At 39.1% G+C, this 16,351-nt stretch carries 18 protein-coding genes; 9 read left to right on the top strand and 9 right to left on the bottom strand.

The genetic code is table 11. The features are described 5' to 3' along the window. The first annotated feature begins 7 nt into the window (after window positions 1–7). The 3 genes from CVT18_RS07390 to CVT18_RS07380 all read left to right on the top strand — a co-directional run bounded on the left by CVT18_RS07390 (window position 8) and on the right by CVT18_RS07380 (window position 3,506). Entirely contained in the window at window positions 8–1,375 is a 1,368-nt protein-coding gene (locus CVT18_RS07390; protein WP_107824387.1) for a multiheme c-type cytochrome, read from the top strand. Window positions 1,376–1,597: 222 nt separating this feature from the next. Then, window positions 1,598–2,710: a metallophosphoesterase gene (locus CVT18_RS07385; RefSeq protein WP_107824386.1), complete on the top strand. Its 1,113-nt coding sequence runs from the start codon at window positions 1,598–1,600 to the stop codon at window positions 2,708–2,710. Between the two features lies 1 nt (window position 2,711). Beyond that, window positions 2,712–3,506 carry a phosphatidylserine decarboxylase gene (locus CVT18_RS07380; RefSeq protein ID WP_107824385.1) on the top strand — a complete coding sequence of 265 codons (795 nt, stop codon included), beginning with the start codon at window positions 2,712–2,714 and terminating at the stop codon, window positions 3,504–3,506. Window positions 3,507–3,943: 437 nt separating this feature from the next. Here the strand turns inward: CVT18_RS07380 and ychF are convergent, their stop codons facing one another. Genes ychF through rpiB form a run of 6 tightly spaced genes read right to left on the bottom strand, consistent with a single transcriptional unit; the run spans window position 3,944 to window position 8,427 of the window. After that, window positions 3,944–5,047: a redox-regulated ATPase YchF gene (gene ychF / locus CVT18_RS07375; protein WP_107824384.1), complete on the bottom strand. Its 1,104-nt coding sequence runs from the start codon at window positions 5,045–5,047 to the stop codon at window positions 3,944–3,946. After that, window positions 5,047–6,498 carry a leucyl aminopeptidase gene (locus CVT18_RS07370; RefSeq protein ID WP_107824383.1) on the bottom strand — a complete coding sequence of 484 codons (1,452 nt, stop codon included), beginning with the start codon at window positions 6,496–6,498 and terminating at the stop codon, window positions 5,047–5,049. The genes ychF and CVT18_RS07370 overlap by 1 nt, the downstream gene beginning before the upstream one ends. Beyond that, window positions 6,479–7,084, bottom strand: a complete 606-nt coding sequence (locus tag CVT18_RS07365; RefSeq protein WP_021083652.1) for a DedA family protein — start codon at window positions 7,082–7,084, stop codon at window positions 6,479–6,481. Before CVT18_RS07365 ends, CVT18_RS07370 begins: the two co-directional genes overlap by 20 nt. A 1-nt stretch (window position 7,085) precedes the next feature. Then, entirely contained in the window at window positions 7,086–7,634 is a 549-nt protein-coding gene (gene apt, locus CVT18_RS07360) for an adenine phosphoribosyltransferase (protein WP_002939787.1), read from the bottom strand. A 20-nt stretch (window positions 7,635–7,654) separates the two neighbouring features. Beyond that, window positions 7,655–7,987, bottom strand: coding sequence for a hypothetical protein (locus tag CVT18_RS07355; RefSeq protein ID WP_002939538.1), 333 nt, complete (start codon window positions 7,985–7,987; stop codon window positions 7,655–7,657). Then, a complete protein-coding gene (gene rpiB / locus CVT18_RS07350; RefSeq protein ID WP_103628126.1) occupies window positions 7,984–8,427 on the bottom strand; it encodes a ribose 5-phosphate isomerase B in 444 nt (147 codons plus the stop codon). Before rpiB ends, CVT18_RS07355 begins: the two co-directional genes overlap by 4 nt. A gap of 110 nt (window positions 8,428–8,537) precedes the next feature. Here rpiB and CVT18_RS07345 point away from each other — a divergent pair, with 110 nt between their 5' ends. After that, window positions 8,538–9,923 (top strand): DUF4139 domain-containing protein, encoded by a 1,386-nt coding sequence (locus CVT18_RS07345; protein WP_107824382.1) that lies wholly within the window; start codon window positions 8,538–8,540, stop codon window positions 9,921–9,923. A gap of 18 nt (window positions 9,924–9,941) precedes the next feature. On the opposite strand, the gene CVT18_RS07340 is transcribed toward CVT18_RS07345, so the two are convergent. From CVT18_RS07340 to folD, 3 genes are read right to left on the bottom strand one after another with little or no spacing between them, the layout of a single operon-like run. Next, the gene (locus CVT18_RS07340; RefSeq protein WP_107824381.1) at window positions 9,942–10,601 is read right to left on the bottom strand and encodes a site-2 protease family protein; all 660 of its coding nucleotides are present in this window, start codon (window positions 10,599–10,601) and stop codon (window positions 9,942–9,944) included. After that, a complete protein-coding gene (gene lepB / locus CVT18_RS07335) occupies window positions 10,588–11,493 on the bottom strand; it encodes a signal peptidase I (RefSeq protein ID WP_107824380.1) in 906 nt (301 codons plus the stop codon). The genes CVT18_RS07340 and lepB overlap by 14 nt, the downstream gene beginning before the upstream one ends. A gap of 2 nt (window positions 11,494–11,495) precedes the next feature. Next, window positions 11,496–12,356 carry a bifunctional methylenetetrahydrofolate dehydrogenase/methenyltetrahydrofolate cyclohydrolase FolD gene (gene folD / locus CVT18_RS07330; RefSeq protein WP_107824379.1) on the bottom strand — a complete coding sequence of 287 codons (861 nt, stop codon included), beginning with the start codon at window positions 12,354–12,356 and terminating at the stop codon, window positions 11,496–11,498. An 83-nt stretch (window positions 12,357–12,439) separates the two neighbouring features. Here folD and CVT18_RS10815 point away from each other — a divergent pair, with 83 nt between their 5' ends. From CVT18_RS10815 to CVT18_RS07305, 5 genes are read left to right on the top strand one after another with little or no spacing between them, the layout of a single operon-like run. Continuing rightward, window positions 12,440–13,045: a c-type cytochrome gene (locus CVT18_RS10815; RefSeq protein WP_107824378.1), complete on the top strand. Its 606-nt coding sequence runs from the start codon at window positions 12,440–12,442 to the stop codon at window positions 13,043–13,045. Then, window positions 13,042–14,325, top strand: a complete 1,284-nt coding sequence (gene hemL, locus CVT18_RS07320; protein WP_103628120.1) for a glutamate-1-semialdehyde 2,1-aminomutase — start codon at window positions 13,042–13,044, stop codon at window positions 14,323–14,325. Before CVT18_RS10815 ends, hemL begins: the two co-directional genes overlap by 4 nt. Continuing rightward, on the top strand, window positions 14,325–14,606 hold the full coding sequence (locus tag CVT18_RS07315) for an AtpZ/AtpI family protein (protein ID WP_012001455.1): 282 nt from the start codon (window positions 14,325–14,327) through the stop codon (window positions 14,604–14,606). Before hemL ends, CVT18_RS07315 begins: the two co-directional genes overlap by 1 nt. Further along, window positions 14,587–15,108 (top strand): hypothetical protein, encoded by a 522-nt coding sequence (locus CVT18_RS07310; RefSeq protein WP_103628119.1) that lies wholly within the window; start codon window positions 14,587–14,589, stop codon window positions 15,106–15,108. The genes CVT18_RS07315 and CVT18_RS07310 overlap by 20 nt, the downstream gene beginning before the upstream one ends. After that, on the top strand, window positions 15,098–16,342 hold the full coding sequence (locus CVT18_RS07305; RefSeq protein WP_103628118.1) for an MFS transporter: 1,245 nt from the start codon (window positions 15,098–15,100) through the stop codon (window positions 16,340–16,342). The genes CVT18_RS07310 and CVT18_RS07305 overlap by 11 nt, the downstream gene beginning before the upstream one ends. The last annotated feature ends 9 nt before the right edge of the window (window positions 16,343–16,351 follow it).

Genomic DNA, 16,351 nt, shown 5'->3' with positions numbered 1-16,351 from the left:
AGGAGAGATGTTTAAAAAGTCGCTAATGTTATTAGCCTGTCTAATGTCTTTTGGCTTTGCCGCAAACATGGATGCAAATAAATCTGACGCTTTAAACCTTAATGTTGTAAAAAACATTAAAGTTGCTCACAAAATGTCAGACTTATCAAAAAGCTGTGTTGAGTGCCACGCTAAAGAGACACCCGGCATAGTTGCCGATTGGAAAAATAGTCGCCACGCTCACGTTGGCGTAAGTTGTATGGATTGCCACTCTGTAAATGCAGATAATCCTATGGCTTCAGTTAAGGTGCATCCAAAAGATTCTAACAACCATGTTTCAATGCTAGTTAGCCCAAAAACTTGTGCTAAGTGTCACGAAAATGAGGTTGAAGAATTTGTTAAGAGTGGTCACGCAAGAGGTGCTATGCAAATGTATGCTAACCCTGTGATAGTAAAACTAATGTATCACTATGAAGGTATGGATCATCCAGAATACAAAATGGCTCCAGACGCTACTGGTTGTACACAGTGCCACGGAACCGTCATCAAACTAGACGCTGATCACAAACCTACAAAAGAGACTTGGCCAAACTACGGTATAGGTAATGTTTATCCTGATGGTGGCGTAGGCGGATGTAAATCATGCCACAGCGCGCACACATTTAGCATAGCTGAAGCTAGAAAACCAGCTGCTTGTGCATCTTGCCACCTTGGACCTGATCACCCAGATATTGAGATCTTTAACAACTCAATGCACGGACATATCTATAATAGCGAAGCTCACAAATGGAATTTTGATGCTGCTCCTGATACATGGGATGTACCAGACTTTAGAGCTCCAACTTGTGCAGCTTGCCACATGAGTGGTGTTGGTGAAACAACAACAACTCACAATGTTTCAAGAAGACTAAAATGGAACCTATGGGGCGTCAGCAGTAAGCTAAGAACAGCTGGTGATGAACAAGCTGCTGTTGTTTACGAAAAAACTGGCAAACTAAACGTAGGAACACCTCTAGCAGGTCATCCAAATGGACCAGAAGCAGCAAGAGCTGAGATGAAGCTAGTTTGTAAAGCTTGCCATACATCAACTCATACAGATAACTTCTTCATTATGGGTGATAAACAAGTAGAGCTTTATAACGTTTACAATGCTGAAGCAACTAAGATGCTTGAAGAGTTGAAAGCTAAAAACTTACTACTCGCAGACGCTTGGGAAGATGAATTCCAAGATGTTTACTATCATATGTGGCACCACGAAGGTCGCCGTATGAGACAAGGCGCTCTAATGGGTGGCCCTGACTATTCACACTGGCATGGTGTATTCGAAGTTAAAAATGATATAAGAAAACTTCGCAAAATCTATAAAGAAAGAATTGAGTCTGGCAAAGTCCAGTAATTCTTTTTAAGGTGGGAGTTTTCCCACCTTTTTATTTTTAAATTCCAAAATTTTATCTTTTAGTTATTATCCTAATGTAAATACCTTTTAACAATTATTTTTTTGTAAATTTAAATTATAAAATCATACGGCTTAGCACTACAAATTGTTCTAAATAATTAATAAAATTTATAATGTAAATTTAAAAATATAAAATATAATCTTTGTTTTTAAGGAGATATTTTGGGACTTTTTCGGATTATTATCGGGGCACTTATCTTTAGTGTTCTTACAAATTTATACTCATACAAACGTTTTATTAAAAAGGTATCGTTTTTTACACCGCATCTTAAAAAAATTCGTATATTTTTCTATATTATTAGTGTACTTGAGTTTGTATTTGTTCTTCAACTAAGATTTTCTTTTTTAAATATAGAACTCTATCTGATAGCAGGAACGCTCATTGGTTTTTCTCTTTTTTTATTTGGCGTTAGTTTGTTTTATGATGTTGTTAGATCCATTTGCTCAAAAGCTCATTTTAATCCCACAAGACGAAAATTTATTAAATTTTGCTTTGATGTGACATTTGTCATTTTTGTAATTGCTTGTTTTTTAAAAGGTATTTTCAATGCTTTAATGCCACCAAAGATAAGGCAAGTAGATATAAAAATAAAAAATTTACAAAGCAGCCTAAAAATAGCCATGATAACGGACGTGCATATAGGAGAATTTTTACAGAAAGACTTTATTAAAAAACTCGTCAATGACATAAATTTGGCAAATCCTGACATCGTAGTGATAGTGGGTGACTTAGTTGATGTAAATGCCGCTTTTATAGAAGATTTTCTAGAGCCATTAAAAAGTCTTAAAAGTACTTATGGGACTTTTTATGTACCTGGCAATCATGAATATTATCACGGAATAGATGGCATTTTAGAAAAGATCAGTTCTCTTGGCATAGAAATTTTAGGTAATAAAAACAAAAAAATTGCGAGTATAAATCTAGCTGGCGTTTACGATTTGGCTGGCATTAGGTTTAAACATTTAGAGCCAAACTTAGATGAGGCATTGACAGGACGTGACCCATCGCTACCCACTATCTTGCTCTCTCATCAGCCAAAATTTATAAAATCAATGCAGAAAGATGTTGATCTAGTGCTTTGCGGACATACGCACGCTGGTCAAATTTTTCCTTTTGGTCTTTTAGTATTACTTGATCAGGGATTTTTACATGGCCTTTATAAGATTAATGATAAAATGCAAGCTTATGTTAGCAGTGGTGCTGGATTTTGGGGGCCTCCTGTTAGAATTTTTGCTCCAAGTGAGATTGCAATATTAAATTTAAGCAAGGAATAAAATGAATAAAGACAATCTGTTTTCTCAATTTTTTGGAAAGGTTGCAAGGATTAACTTTTTCAAACCACTTCAAGAGGTCATAAATTCTTTTTATATAAAGATGTTTAAGATAGATATGAGCGAGTTTAAACCAGCAAATGAATATAAAAATTTAAATGAGCTTTTTACTAGAAGGCTCATAAAACCAAGAGATTTTGATGCAGCAGATGAGATGTTTATAAGCCCAGTTGATGGTACTTGTCTTAGTTTTGGTAGCACAAAGGAACTAAAGGCCTTTAGTATAAAAGGCATGGAGTATAGTGTAAGTGAACTATTGGGGCAGAGTGAGCTTGAGGGCGAATATGACTTTGCAAATATCTATCTTAGCCCAAAAGATTATCATCATTATCATGCGCCTTGCGATATTGCCATTAAAAAAGCCATATACATTCCGGGTAAGCTTTACAGCGTGGCTGCAAAATGGCTTGCAAAAGTAGACAGCCTTTATACAAAGAACGAACGCGTAGCGCTATCTTGTGAGATAAAAAATGGTAAGAAACTTTGGCTTGTTTTTGTAGGTGCGTTAAATGTCGGAAAGATGAAATTTTGTTTTGATGAGCGTATACAGACAAATGCGATGGCAAATTTTACACAAATTTACGAGTATGAAAATTTACATATCAAAAAGGGCGAGTGCCTTGGGAATTTTGAGCTTGGCTCAACTATTGTGATGCTTAGCGAAAAAGATGCGATCGAATATAATCTCTTTGAAAATAAAGAGCTTAAATTTGCTGAGACTATCGGGCTTATAAAATAAATACGCTTGGCATATAAGTAAAATTTTTATACCTTACTTGGCTGGTGTCTTATTGCTCAGACTTTGGTTGTAAGTTTTATACAGTCTTTAAAAAAATATTATAGATTTAAAAGTTTGTAAAAGATGATGAATATATTATTTTATCTATCGAAATCTTTCTTGCTTTAATTGTGTTCTTCATTAAACCATCAACCTCTGCAACTAAGAGCTATTATCTTTACTTATAAAACCCATATTGATATCACAGAGCTGATAGCATTTACATCATTGCTTGTATAGAGAAGCTTATGTATCAATAAAGATATTAATAAGACGATATAACTTAGTATATTTTTCAAAAGAATTTTTATCAACTATAATAAGGAAGTTTTAATTCACCTTATACAGCCCAAGGATTAAATATTTTTTTGACTATTTAGCCCAAAAGAGGGCTAAAATTAAACATTAAATCTAAAGTGCATAACATCGCCATCTTGTACGATGTAGTCTTTACCCTCAAGTCTCATCTTGCCAGCCTCTTTGGCTCCGTTTTCGCCGCCATGTGCGATGTAGTCGTCGTAGCTTATCACTTCAGCCCTTATAAAACCTCTTTCAAAGTCGTTGTGGATGACGCTTGCTGCTTTTGGTGCTTTCCAGCCCTTTGTGATCGTCCAAGCTCTTACTTCAACGACGCCAGCGGTGAAATAGCTTATCAAATTTAGCTTTGCAAAAGACGTTCTTATGATCTTTTCAAGACCACTTTCGCTCGTGCCAAGAGAGGCTAAAAACTCGTGAGCCTCTTCGTCGCTTAGTCCGATTAGCTCCTCTTCTACTTTGGCGCAAAGCTTGATCACCTCGTGATCTGAGGCTTTTGCGTACTCTTTTAGTGCTTTTACAAATTTATTATCTTCACTAAGTCCTTCTTCATCGACGTTCGCACCATAAACTACCTCTTTGGCGCTTAAAAGTCTTAGCTCTTTGTTTAGTGCTAAAAATGTCTCGCTATCTCTTTGCTCAAAGCTGCTTGCGCTTTTACCTTCATTTAGGTGAGCAAGGAGTAAATTTGCTATCTCAAGTGCCTCTTTAGCGCCTTTTGCATTTGCCTTCGCCTCTCTTGTGAGCTTTTCTATCTTTTTGTTTAGTTGCTCAATATCAGCTAGTATCAGCTCGGTTTGGATGATCTCTATGTCTCTTACTGGATCGACGCTACCCTCGACGTGAGTGATGTTCTCATCCTCAAAGCAGCGAACTATGTGCAAAATAAGCTCGGTCTCTCTGATGTTTGATAAAAATTTATTGCCAAGACCTTCGCCAGAGCTAGCCCCTTTTACAAGGCCTGCGATATCAACAAATTCGATGGTTGAATACTGAATTTTATTAGGACTAACTATCTTTGCAAGCTCATTTAGGCGCTTATCAGGCACTGGCACGATGGCTTTGTTTGGCTCGATAGTGCAAAACGGATAGTTTGCACTCTCGGCATTTTGCGCCTTTGTAAGTGCGTTAAATGTCGTTGATTTGCCCACATTTGGTAGGCCTACTATTCCAACTGAAAGTCCCATCAATTCTCCTTACTAAGTGCTTGTAAAAAGTATAAATTCATCCTAACGCCCGCTCCGCTTGCACCTGCTTGGTTGTATCCCCAAGCCTTTTCGCGGTATGCTGGGCCTGCAATATCAAGGTGTAGCCACTTATCTTTGTACTCATCTTTGATAAATTTGGCTAGAAACATACCAGCTGTGATTGCGCCGCCATATCTGCTTGAGGCGCAGTTGCTAACGTCTGCGATCTGGCTTTTGATAAGCTCGCTAAGATAAGGGTTAAAATCAAGCGTAGTCGCTAGCTCGCCACTATCTTTTATCTTGTTTTTAAACTCGCTTTTTAGGCTCTCGCTGTTGCCCATGATGCCTGTTGTGTATTCGCCAAGTCCCACGACGCAAGCGCCAGTTAGGGTTGCCATGTCGATTAGGATGTCTGGCTTAAAGTCTTGCGCGTAGCTTAGGCAATCAGCCAGCACTAAACGTCCCTCTGCATCGGTGTTTCTAACCTCTATGCTAACGCCACTTCTTGACATTAGCACGTCATCAGGCTTATAAGCGTTGCCACCGATCATATTTTCAGTTGCGCCTAAAATGGCGTGAATTTCAAATGGTAAATTTAACTCCGCTGCACCTTTTATGATGCCTAGAGCTGCTGCTGCACCGCTTTTGTCTGATTTCATAGTGAGCATATAATCAGCAGGCTTCAAGCTAAGGCCGCCGCTATCGTATGTTAGGCCTTTGCCAACAAAGATGATGCGTTTTTTAGACTTTTTAGGCTTGTAGGTTAGATGGATAAGCCTTGGTTTATGTACGCTCGCACGATTTACCGCTAAAAATGCATTCATGTTCTCTTTTGCAAGAAATTTCTCGTCATAGACCTCGCACTTTATGCTTGCGATATTTTTGGCTAAATTTTGCGCGTCCTCGGCCATCTTTTGTGGTGTATAAATTTCTGGGATTTCATTTACGATATCTTTTGCGAAATTTGTAGCATTTGCTATTATCTCTGCCTCTTTAAAGCCCTCACTCGCGACTTTTAGATCGATCTTTTTGCCAGCAAATTCTTCAGTAGAAAAGATGATCTCTTTTAGGGTGTATTTCTCTTTTTTCTCTTTATACTTGTTAAATTCATAGCTCCCAAGCAAAAAGCCCTCAGCTAGCGCCTCAAAGCTTAGTTTTTGACACTCTGCTACGTAAGAAGCTAGCTTTATGCTCTTGATATTTAGCGATTTTAGCGCATTGTAAGCTTTCGCAGCTGCAACTCTAAGTTCATCAAGATCAAGCTTAGAAAGTGGCACGTAAGCCCTTTTTGCCTCGCTTAGGATGAGGACGCTATCGCCCTTGTAATTGTTAAATTTAATAGCCTCTTTATCGCCTATAAATTTATGTTTTAACTCCTTATCTACTACGAAAATTAGTTCAATATCAGCTTTTATATCTTTTAATTTTTTATCAACTATTTGAAACTGCATGTCTTCTATCTCTCCTTTCGTTTAAAATTTTATTTTCGATGCGCTTAAATGTATATATCAAAAGCCCCATAAATATGGCAACCACTGGGATAGCGACGTACCAGTGCTCTTTTGCTTTTTGAAGCAACACTAATATATGCTCGCCAAGTATCCAAGCAGGTATGGTGGTGATCGCCGCCCAGCACCAAGCGCTGATTAAATTTATAAAGGCATATTTTTTAGCGTCATAACCAGTAAGTCCTATACAAAGCGGTATGATGACGCGAAAGCCATACATATAGCGTTGCAAAAAGATGATCGGCCAGCCGTATTTTTTCAGCATTATGTGCGCCACTGCAAATTTTCTCCGCTGCGTGTGAAGCCTTTTTGCGATGTATTTTTTATTGTAACGGCCAAGGTAGAAGTAAATTTGATCACCCACAAAGCCTCCAAGTCCAGCCACAAAGATAGCAAGCGCGATGTGCATGTGCGTGGTGTGAGCGAGAATTCCAGCCATTATTAAGGCCATCTCGCCCTCCATGATACACCAGACAAAAAGTATGATGTAGCCGTACTCTTTAAGCAGTTCTATAAAAAACTCTTCCATTCTAAACCTCTAAAACGCTGTAAATTTTAGTAAGCGACTTTAGCTTTTCGCTACCTTTTAGATCGACTAGATCTATGAGAAAGCACGCTTCTACGCAGGTTGCGTTAGTTTGATTGATAAGCTCAACTGAAGCCTTTGCAGTGCCTCCTGTGGCTATGAGATCGTCCATCAAAAGCACTCTAGCGCCTGCTTTTTCTCCAAAAGCATCGATGTGAATTTGCACTTCATCTACGCCGTATTCTAGGCTATATTTTTGAGAAAGCGTGATAAAAGGCAGTTTTTTTGGCTTGCGAATAGGCACAAAAGGCAGCCTTAGTCTTGCCGCAAGCGCCGCGCCAAAGATAAAGCCTCGTGACTCGATGCCAGCGATATAGTCGATATTTGCGTCCTCATATCTAGCCACCAAATGGTCTATCAAAAAGTTAAATGCTTCTTTGTTGTTTAGTAGTGTCGTGATGTCGCGAAAGACTATGCCAGGCTTTGGAAAGTCGTTTATGCAGCGAATAGAGTTTAGTAAAAATTCTTTGCCTTTTTGATCTAAAATTTTCATAAATTTCCTTAAATTTGATGTTAAAGTAGCGCTTCGATTTTGCCTTCAAGCTCACGTATGCGTTGTCTTAGCTTGTCGTTTTCTAAGCGGTACTGGGAATTTCTTGTGCGAAGCGAGGTCACGTCGTTTTTAGTTTTGTTTAGCTCGTCTGTTAAGATGTCGATGTTGCCGAGGCTTCGTTGAAGTTGGATCTGAAATTTTCTTATGACGACCTCGGTGTCTTGGAGGTTATTTTTCATAAAATCTTTTGTCGCACGCTCTTTTTTTAGAAGCGTTTTGAAGTAAAAAACCATGACAGTTAGGTAGATCGCAGCACAAACAAGAGCAGTAAAAACGATCCACTCGCCTATCATTTGGCTTCCTTAAGCTCTATTTTTTTGATTCTTCTTTCATGTCTGCCGCCTGCAAACTCTGTCTTTAAAAATGTTTCAAGTGCTGCTGTAGCCACGCCAGCTCCAATAACCCTTGCTCCAAAAGCGATAACGTTTGCATCGTTATGTTCTCTTGCAAGTCTAGCGGTAAATTCGTCGTGACAAAGGGCACACCTTACGTTTTCATGCCTGTTTGCAGCGATTGATATGCCAATACCTGTGCCACAAATGAGCACGCCGTAGCAGTTAGACTCAAGCTTGCTTGCTAGCAAATGCGCATAGTCAGGGTAATCAACGCTATTTTTATCGTTTGTGCCAAGATCAACCACTTCGTATCCAAGCTCTTTAATAGCCTCTTTAAGCTCGTTTTTTAGCTCAAAACCAGCGTGATCGCTAGCTAAGAAAACTTTGTCTATATTCATGAAAAGTCCGTTAAATTTTTTGTTAATTATAGTCAAAGTTGCATTAAAATAAAATTTTGCTTGCATGTGAGAAAAGGCTATAATTTGTGAAATTTTTAAAAGGGAAAAATATGAAAAAGACGCTCTTTTTAATGGCTTCAGTGCTAGCCTTTGCAAATGAAAATTTGATAGAGATCTACACAGATCAAACCATCATCACTCAAAAATTTAGCGACGCAAATAGCTCTTTTAGCGCCTTTGTACCAGAGGGCGTGCAGAGTGAGAGTATCACTATAAATGGTGATTGTGACGTGAATGCTAATCTAAAAAAGATCAGCGAAGAAAATATTCCAAGTTACATAAAATGGAAGCAAGAAGTTATAAATTTAAGTAGCAAGCTTGAGGCACTAAAAGCAAGAGGCAGGTTTATAGAGCAGGCTTTGATAGGAGAAAATAAAAGTAACGATGTGACAAATAGAGCTGATGAGTTTTATAAATTTAGCTTAGAAAATATCGAGAAAATCTCAGCTGCTAAAAGTGAGCTTGAAGTGCTTAAAGAAAACGAGCCAAAGAGCGAGATGGCTGGGTTTTTGCAGATTGATATGAAATTTGCTTGCAGTCCAAAAGAGGTAACGCTTTCATATATAGATGATGAGCTCCCAAAGGCACTAAATGAAATTTATGCAGATACAAAAAATAAAAATATCTTAATAAAACAAGAAATTTTGCTCACCAACCCATATGCTAGAGATGTTAAAAATTTAAAACTAGCCATCTATCCGACCAGATACCAAAAAGCGCTTGCTCCAAGCAAGTTTTACCCTTGGTATGAGGAGAGCGAGGTGGAGGCTGAAGGTTACGGTGCTTCAAAAAATATGCTAAGAGCTGCGAAAGTCACTGCTGAGGTAGCTGATATGCGTGTGCAAAGAGATGAGAACGAATTTGCCAAAATTTGGAAGATAGATGGGATAAATTTGGCAAAAGGCGAGAGCAAATATATAACTTACGATACTCAAAAAATGGATGCAAATTTTAGTGTTTTTGCTGATTTTTATGGCTCGCTAAAGGCATATAATGTAGCTAGCTTTAAGCTAAATGACGACCTAACGCCAGCTAAAACGCAGTTTTATGTTAATGGTGTGAGTGTCGGTAGTTCTGGCGAGTTTGAGATGAAAGCAAAAGATGAGCCATCACAGCTATTTTTAGGACAAAACGAGCTAATTGAGCTTAAAAAAGAGCGATTAAATAAATTTAAAAAGAGCTCGCTTCTTGGCAAGGAGCGCATAAGCGAAGAGGGCTATGAGATAAGAGTCAAAAATAACTCAAGTAAAAGTGTCGATGTCACTTTGGTTGATCGCGTGCCAGTATCTGCTGACGAGGCGGTAAAGATCGAGATAAAGGGCTTTGACAAAAAAGATATTAGTAAAGATGGCAAGGTGGAGCTTAAATTTAGCCTTGCTCCAAAAGAGGAATTTAAAAAAGAGTACTCTTATAAGATCACAAAGCCAAAAATTTAGAGCAAATTTGCTCTAAATTTAGCCGTTTATAAATGCGCTTGCGATATCTAAAACGTATCTTGTCGGATAAAAGATAGTATCTTTTAAAGGCGAGATGAGGATGATGATAAGGATGACAAAGCCATATCGCGAGATGCCCTCTAGCTTTTCAGCCAGTTCGTGAAAGCCAAAATTTCTAAGCGCGTACTCGAGCGCGTGAAAGCCATCAAGTGGCGGGATCGGATAGAGGTTAAAGATGGCTAACATCAAATTTAAAAGCGCAAGCGTAAATAAAAGCTGAAGTAAAATTTCAAAGGTTTCTATGTTTAGCAAGGCCTTTAACACAAAAAGCGACAAGATACCTAGGATGATGTTGTAGCAAATGCCAGCTAGACTTACGTAGATAGCAGCCTTGTAGCCACCATTTCGCACAACTGTGTAGGTATTTACAGGCACTGGTTTTGCCCAGCCAAACATCATGCCAGTGCTTAGATAAAGCACCAGTGGCACGACGATAGTGCCAACTGGGTCGATGTGTTTTATGGGATTTATGCTAAGCCTGCCAAGGTTTTTTGCAGTGTTGTCGCCAAATTTATAAGCGACATATCCGTGAGCGATCTCGTGGCCGACGATGGCGATTATTAAAGAGATAACGATAGTGATGACTTTAACTATGTCTATGTTATCAATGAAGCCCATCTACTTCGCCTTCTTTTAGAGCTTTGTTAGTGAAAAATTCGTCATTTTCTATCGTATCTACAAAACGCCCGATACGCTCCCAGCGCACATTGTAGTTCTTGTCCCAGCTAAAATATATAAACCAAGGCTGACCAACTATATCTTTATAAGCCACGCTTCCCCAAAAACGGCTATCGTTTGAGTGATCGCGGTTGTCGCCTATCATGAAGTATTCGTCTTTTGGCACTTTTACGTAAAATGCATTAAGGTTAAAATTTGGATTTTGCGGTAGTGAGCTAAATAGCACTGGCTTCATAAAAACACTATCTTTATTTGTATTTAGCATGAAAATCATCTGCTCAAATAAATTTACATTTTCATCATAGTGGATGCCGCTAAATCTATATGGCTCTTTTATGAAAAGCTTACCATCAAGCTCGGCTATATCGCTACATGAGTAGCCAAATTTACTTTCTTTACCATTTAAATTTTCACGGCAGTTTGCCTTTATGAAATTATCTCCCTCTTTTGGACGCAAATACAAGGCTTTTTCGGTAAATACTATCTCATCTTCGCTTGTGGCAAAGCAGCGTTTTACAAAGTGGGTCTTTTCATCTTTTGGATAACGAAAGACGACTATATCGCCTCTTGCCGGACCATCGCCTGTTATGAGATGTCCATTATCGTTTAGCTCAGGTAAAATTTTTACTTCAAGCCATGGAATCCTTGGTGTTGGTATGCCATAAACAAATTTTTTGGCAAATAAAAAATCACCAACTAAAAGCGTATTTTTCATCGAGCCTGAAGGGATAACAAAGGCTTGAGCTACAAAAAAAATGACTAGTAAAACAATGATAATAGTGCCAGTCCAGCTCGAGCAAAAGTCATAAAATTTAGTAAAAAATTTTTTCATTATTACACTCTTTTGTGGCTAGCTATCTTAGCTTGGGCTGCAAGGATTGTATTGTTTAAAAGCATCGCAATCGTCATCGGGCCCACGCCTCCTGGAACTGGCGTGATATATGAGCATTTTGGTGCAACCTCATCAAAGTCCACATCGCCTACAAGCCTACCATCATCAAGTCTATTTATGCCCACATCAACGACCACTGCGCCTTCTTTTACCATATCAGCCTTTAAGAAAAATGGCTTACCAATGGCCGCGACGATGAGGTCAGCGTTTTTGCAAATTTCTTTTAAATTTTTAGTCTTGCTGTGAGTGGTCGTAACTGTTGCTGAAGCGTTTAAAAGTAAATTTGCCATAGGCTTTCCAACGATATTACTTCTACCTATAACAACCGCGTTTAGCCCAGCCACGTCAATACCATACTCTTTTAAAATTTCCATAACTCCAAGCGGTGTGCAAGGTACAAATCCATCTAATCCACTAACAAGTTTTCCAACATTTACAGCATGAAAGCCATCTACGTCTTTTGTTGGATCGATCGTTGCCAAAATGGTGTTCGTATCTATATGTTTTGGAAGTGGTAGCTGCACCAAGATGCCGTGGATGCTATCGTCTAAATTTAGCACATTTATAAGCGCTAGAAGCTCTTCTTGGGTTGTATTTTCGCTTAGGCGGTGAGCTACGCTTTTTATGCCGTATTCGTTGCAGGCTTTTTCTTTGGCTCTAACGTATGTTTGAGATGCTTTATCTTCGCCCACTAGGATAACAGCCAATGTAGGCTCTACGCCAAATTTTTTTAGTTCTTCAGCTCTTACTTTTACGTTTTCTTTGACCTTTAAAGATACGGCTTTGCCGTCTAAAATTTTCATATTGGATCCTTATTTAAAAGCTTTTTTAATCACAAGGGTGGTATCATACCTAAAATTAAATTAAATTTTTAAAAGAGAGGTTTATGCGGTCTGTTTTTTTGATTTTGCTTTTTTGTGTGGCGATTTTTGGTGCTGATTTTATCACAAAAACCGAGTACGCCAAGATGCTATACCTAAATCCACGAGGCATAGGATGCGACAAATGCCACGGTGCAAAGGGCGAGGGTAGTTTAATCTCCAAATACAAACACTTTGACAAAAAGGCAAACAAAACGGTTGATGATGAGCTTAGGGCACCAAAGATAAGTGATATAGATTTTGAGAGCTTTAAAGCCGCTTTAACAAAGCCCAAAGGTGTCATGCCAAGCTATTTTTTGACAGACGAGGAGACTACGATTCTTTATGAATACATTACAAATAAGATAAATACTCCTTCAAAAGCAGCAAAAGTGCAAAATTTAAGCAAGCCAGTTGCTGCTGATACGACGCAAAAACAGCCAGAGCAATCTGCCAAAGCCGCCCCTGCTACAAAACCAGCAGAACCAGCTAAAACTACCACAGCTAAGCCAGCTGAGTCAGCAAAAACTGCTACTACGCAAGCCCCAAAGTCGCCAGTAAAACCAGTAACAAATCAAAAAGATAATCAAAAGACAAATTTAAAAACACAAAATCAAAAGGATAAAAAATGACAAATAAAGAGGCATTTAGCGAAGCCAAAAAATATATCCCAGGCGGCGTAAATTCGCCAGTACGTGCATTTGGAAGTGTTGGTGGTGAGCCTGTAATGATCGATCACGCTAGGGGTGCTTATATCTATGATGTCGAGGGCAAAAAGTATCTTGACTTTATCCAAAGCTGGGGACCGCTCATATTTGGCCACTGCGACAAAGATATCGAAGAGGCGATCATCTCTGCTGTAAAACAAGGCGTATCTTACGGCGCTCCCTCTCCAAAAGAGACCGCTCTAGCAAAGCTAATATGTGATGAGTTTAAACAAATAGATAAAATTCGCTTCGTTAGCTCTGGCACAGAGGCCACTATGAGCGCTATCAGAGTAGCTAGAGGATATGCTAAAAAGGATGGTCTAATAAAATTTGAAGGCTGCTATCACGGACACAGCGATGCACTTCTTATAAAAGCAGGAAGTGGCGCTACGACATACGGCAACGCTTCAAGCAGCGGCGTGCCACAAGATGTTGTGAAAAACACTTATCTAGCAGTTTATAACGATATCGAGAGCGTAAAAGCCATCTTTGAAAACAATAAAGACAAAATCGGCGTCGTCATAATCGAGCCAATTGCAGGAAATATGGGGCTTGTGCCAGCTGATAAGAAATTCTTACGTGAGCTTAGAGAGCTTTGCGATAAATTTGGCGCTGTGCTCATTCTTGATGAGGTTATGAGTGGTTTTAGAGCTTCTCGCCTTGGCTCATATCCATTTCACGAAGTGGATGCCGATCTTGTCACATTTGGCAAGGTCATAGGCGGAGGAATGAACGTCGCTGCATTTGGTGGCAAGGCTAAGATCATGGACTGCCTAAGCCCAGAGGGCGCTGTTTATCAAGCAGGCACGCTAAGTGGTAACCCAGTGGCGATGAGCGCTGGTATAGCGGCTATTTCAAAGATAAATAGCGATGTAAATTTATACGCTAGACTTGAAAAACTAGCTAAAAAACTAATGGACGGCTTCAAAGAAGCTGCAAAAAGCGCTGGCATCACTATCCAAACCGAGGTTCGTGGCTCGATGTTTGGCTACTTTTTTACAGAGCATGCAGTAAAAAACTACGACGATGCGCTAAAGAGCGATACAAAACTCTTTGCTAAATTTCACCAAGCGATGCTTAAGCGTGGAATTTATCTTGCACCTAGCCAGTTTGAGACGGGATTTATCTGCGATGCGATGAGTGAAGCTGATATCGATCTAGCGGTAAATGCAGCTAAAGAGGCATTTTTGGAGATAAAAGCTTAATGGCAAAATTTAAGATAAAAGATATCGTAGCAGGGGCTGAGCAGCTAAGCCTTGGCGTTTCAATCGTAGTTGCGATCTTGCTTGGCACTGGGCTAGGATATCTTGTAAAAAAGGCTACAAATTTCACGCCAGCGCTTTGGATAGGCTTTGCTATTGGCATCGCAGCTGCCATTTTAAACGTTTATAAGGCATACAAAGCGCAGGTTAAAAGCCTAGATGAGCTAAAGGACGAGACAAGGTATAAAGGCTACACAAAAGACGATGATGACGAGGACGATTAGCAGGCTTTTTATTTGCTACTTTGCGCTTTGGCTAGCACTTAGCGTGGTTGGCAAATTTATATCAAATCAATTTTTTATAAGCTCGCAAATTTCATTTTTTGCCTCGCTTATCATCCTAACGGCTAGCTTTTTTGCCTATAAAAACCGCATAAACTCAAGGCTAGAAAATGCAAGAGAGGAAATTTTAGCCAAGATAGAAGAAGAGGACGAAGAGGATGATGAAATTTTGCCCCAAAATGAGGCAAAAGAATTTAGCCTAAAAGATGAAAAAGCAAGGCTAAAAAAGCAGAAATTTTCATTTAAAGATAGAAGCTTTGTAGCGGCTTTTATGCCTTATCGCTTGGTTGCTTACGCGATACTTTTTTTTGGATTTATATTTTTAAAAAATGAAAATTTACTAAACGTGCCCGGCTTTTTAGTGGGGCTTGCTCCGATGCCTATTGGAGCTTTTATCTTTGGGATAATGGAGAATAATTTGAGAAAGGACGCAGATGGCAAGTAGCTTTAGGATCATCCGCTCGATGGGACCGCTATTTTTGGGCATGAGTTTGCTTTTTATCGGAAATGGCCTAGTCATCGCATCTTGTAGTGCACTTCTTAAGCAAAATGGAGTGGGCGAGCTAGAGATTGGATTAATCAACACGGGCTTTTTTGTGGGTGCATTAATTAGCACCATTACAGCCCACAGAGTCATCTCAACTACTGGTCACATAAGAGCCTTTGCCATCTTTTCAGCCATTTTTGCAGTCTCAGCTATGCTTCATGCGGTAAATCAAAATTTAGTATTCTGGGCGATCTTGCGTGCATTTTTGGGATATTGCTACTACGCACTTTTGATGGTTATAGAAAGCTGGCTAAATGCAAAAATTCCAAATAAAATAAGATCTCGCGTGATAGCCTTTTATGAAGGCGTTTTTTACACGAGTTTTGGACTTGGCATTTTGATCTTGGCGCTTAATCTTAATACCTTTGAAATTTTCATCATAAGTGCAGCTTTTATCATGCTCTCAAGCATTCCATTAAATTTGATCCGTATAAATCAGCCTCAAATCCCAGAGCGTCAGCCCATAAATATCCCAAAAATTTTTGGTATCGTCCCGCTTGCTCTTGTTGGCGCGCTCATTGCAGGCTTAGCAATAAACGGCTTTTTTTCGATGGCAAGCCTTTTTGTTTTGCTTCAAGGATACGGCACAAAAGAGGCATCGTTTTTTATGACGGTTGCGATGATTGGAGGCTTTTTAGCTCAAGTTTTTATCGGTAGTTTCTCTGATAGATATGGCAGAAGGCCAGCTATTTTGCTTTGTAGCAGCGTAGCTTTAATAAGTGCGGTTTTGTTTTTACTAAATGGCAAAAATTTAATGGTTGAATATCTGCTTTCATTCTTTTTTGGAGCTGGAATTTTTTGCACATATGGACTTTCTTTAGCTAGAGCAAATGACGAGATCACAGATAAGACAAAGAGTGTGCAAGTCGCACGTGCTTTGCTATTTAGCTACTCTTTGGCTTCGCTTTTCTCGCCGCTTCTTATGAGCTATGCGATGAAAATTTTTGGAGCATTTGGCTTTATCTATGTTTATTTGGTGCTTTTTGCTGGGCTTATTTTATTTGCGCTAACGCAAAAGACAATACCACAGCACATGAGAAAAGAGTATAACGACAGGCTCGTTGCAAGGACGGCTGGCATAGCTACTATTGAGCAAAATGGAAATTTTGCCGATAGAAAAAATAAAAAGTAAAAAATGGAC

Origin of the sequence: Campylobacter concisus (assembly GCF_003048405.1) — a bacterium.
In the GTDB taxonomy this organism is placed as follows: Bacteria; Campylobacterota; Campylobacteria; order Campylobacterales; family Campylobacteraceae; genus Campylobacter_A; species Campylobacter_A concisus_Q.
This window is presented reverse-complemented; position numbering and strand designations above follow the sequence as displayed.

Excerpts from the sequence above, each read along its gene's own strand:
- CVT18_RS07390 (WP_107824387.1), top strand. The coding sequence starts at position 8 with ATGTTTAAAAAGTCGCTAATGTTATTAGCCTGTCTAATGTCTTTTGGC.
- CVT18_RS07380 (WP_107824385.1), top strand. The coding sequence starts at position 2,712 with ATGAATAAAGACAATCTGTTTTCTCAATTTTTTGGAAAGGTTGCAAGG.
- ychF (WP_107824384.1), bottom strand. The coding sequence starts at position 5,047 with ATGGGACTTTCAGTTGGAATAGTAGGCCTACCAAATGTGGGCAAATCA.
- CVT18_RS07370 (WP_107824383.1), bottom strand. The coding sequence starts at position 6,498 with ATGCAGTTTCAAATAGTTGATAAAAAATTAAAAGATATAAAAGCTGAT.
- CVT18_RS07365 (WP_021083652.1), bottom strand. The coding sequence starts at position 7,084 with ATGGAAGAGTTTTTTATAGAACTGCTTAAAGAGTACGGCTACATCATA.
- apt (WP_002939787.1), bottom strand. The coding sequence starts at position 7,634 with ATGAAAATTTTAGATCAAAAAGGCAAAGAATTTTTACTAAACTCTATT.
- CVT18_RS07355 (WP_002939538.1), bottom strand. The coding sequence starts at position 7,987 with ATGATAGGCGAGTGGATCGTTTTTACTGCTCTTGTTTGTGCTGCGATC.
- rpiB (WP_103628126.1), bottom strand. The coding sequence starts at position 8,427 with ATGAATATAGACAAAGTTTTCTTAGCTAGCGATCACGCTGGTTTTGAG.
- CVT18_RS07345 (WP_107824382.1), top strand. The coding sequence starts at position 8,538 with ATGAAAAAGACGCTCTTTTTAATGGCTTCAGTGCTAGCCTTTGCAAAT.
- CVT18_RS07340 (WP_107824381.1), bottom strand. The coding sequence starts at position 10,601 with ATGGGCTTCATTGATAACATAGACATAGTTAAAGTCATCACTATCGTT.
- lepB (WP_107824380.1), bottom strand. The coding sequence starts at position 11,493 with ATGAAAAAATTTTTTACTAAATTTTATGACTTTTGCTCGAGCTGGACT.
- folD (WP_107824379.1), bottom strand. The coding sequence starts at position 12,356 with ATGAAAATTTTAGACGGCAAAGCCGTATCTTTAAAGGTCAAAGAAAAC.
- CVT18_RS10815 (WP_107824378.1), top strand. The coding sequence starts at position 12,440 with ATGCGGTCTGTTTTTTTGATTTTGCTTTTTTGTGTGGCGATTTTTGGT.
- hemL (WP_103628120.1), top strand. The coding sequence starts at position 13,042 with ATGACAAATAAAGAGGCATTTAGCGAAGCCAAAAAATATATCCCAGGC.
- CVT18_RS07315 (WP_012001455.1), top strand. The coding sequence starts at position 14,325 with ATGGCAAAATTTAAGATAAAAGATATCGTAGCAGGGGCTGAGCAGCTA.
- CVT18_RS07310 (WP_103628119.1), top strand. The coding sequence starts at position 14,587 with ATGATGACGAGGACGATTAGCAGGCTTTTTATTTGCTACTTTGCGCTT.
- CVT18_RS07305 (WP_103628118.1), top strand. The coding sequence starts at position 15,098 with ATGGCAAGTAGCTTTAGGATCATCCGCTCGATGGGACCGCTATTTTTG.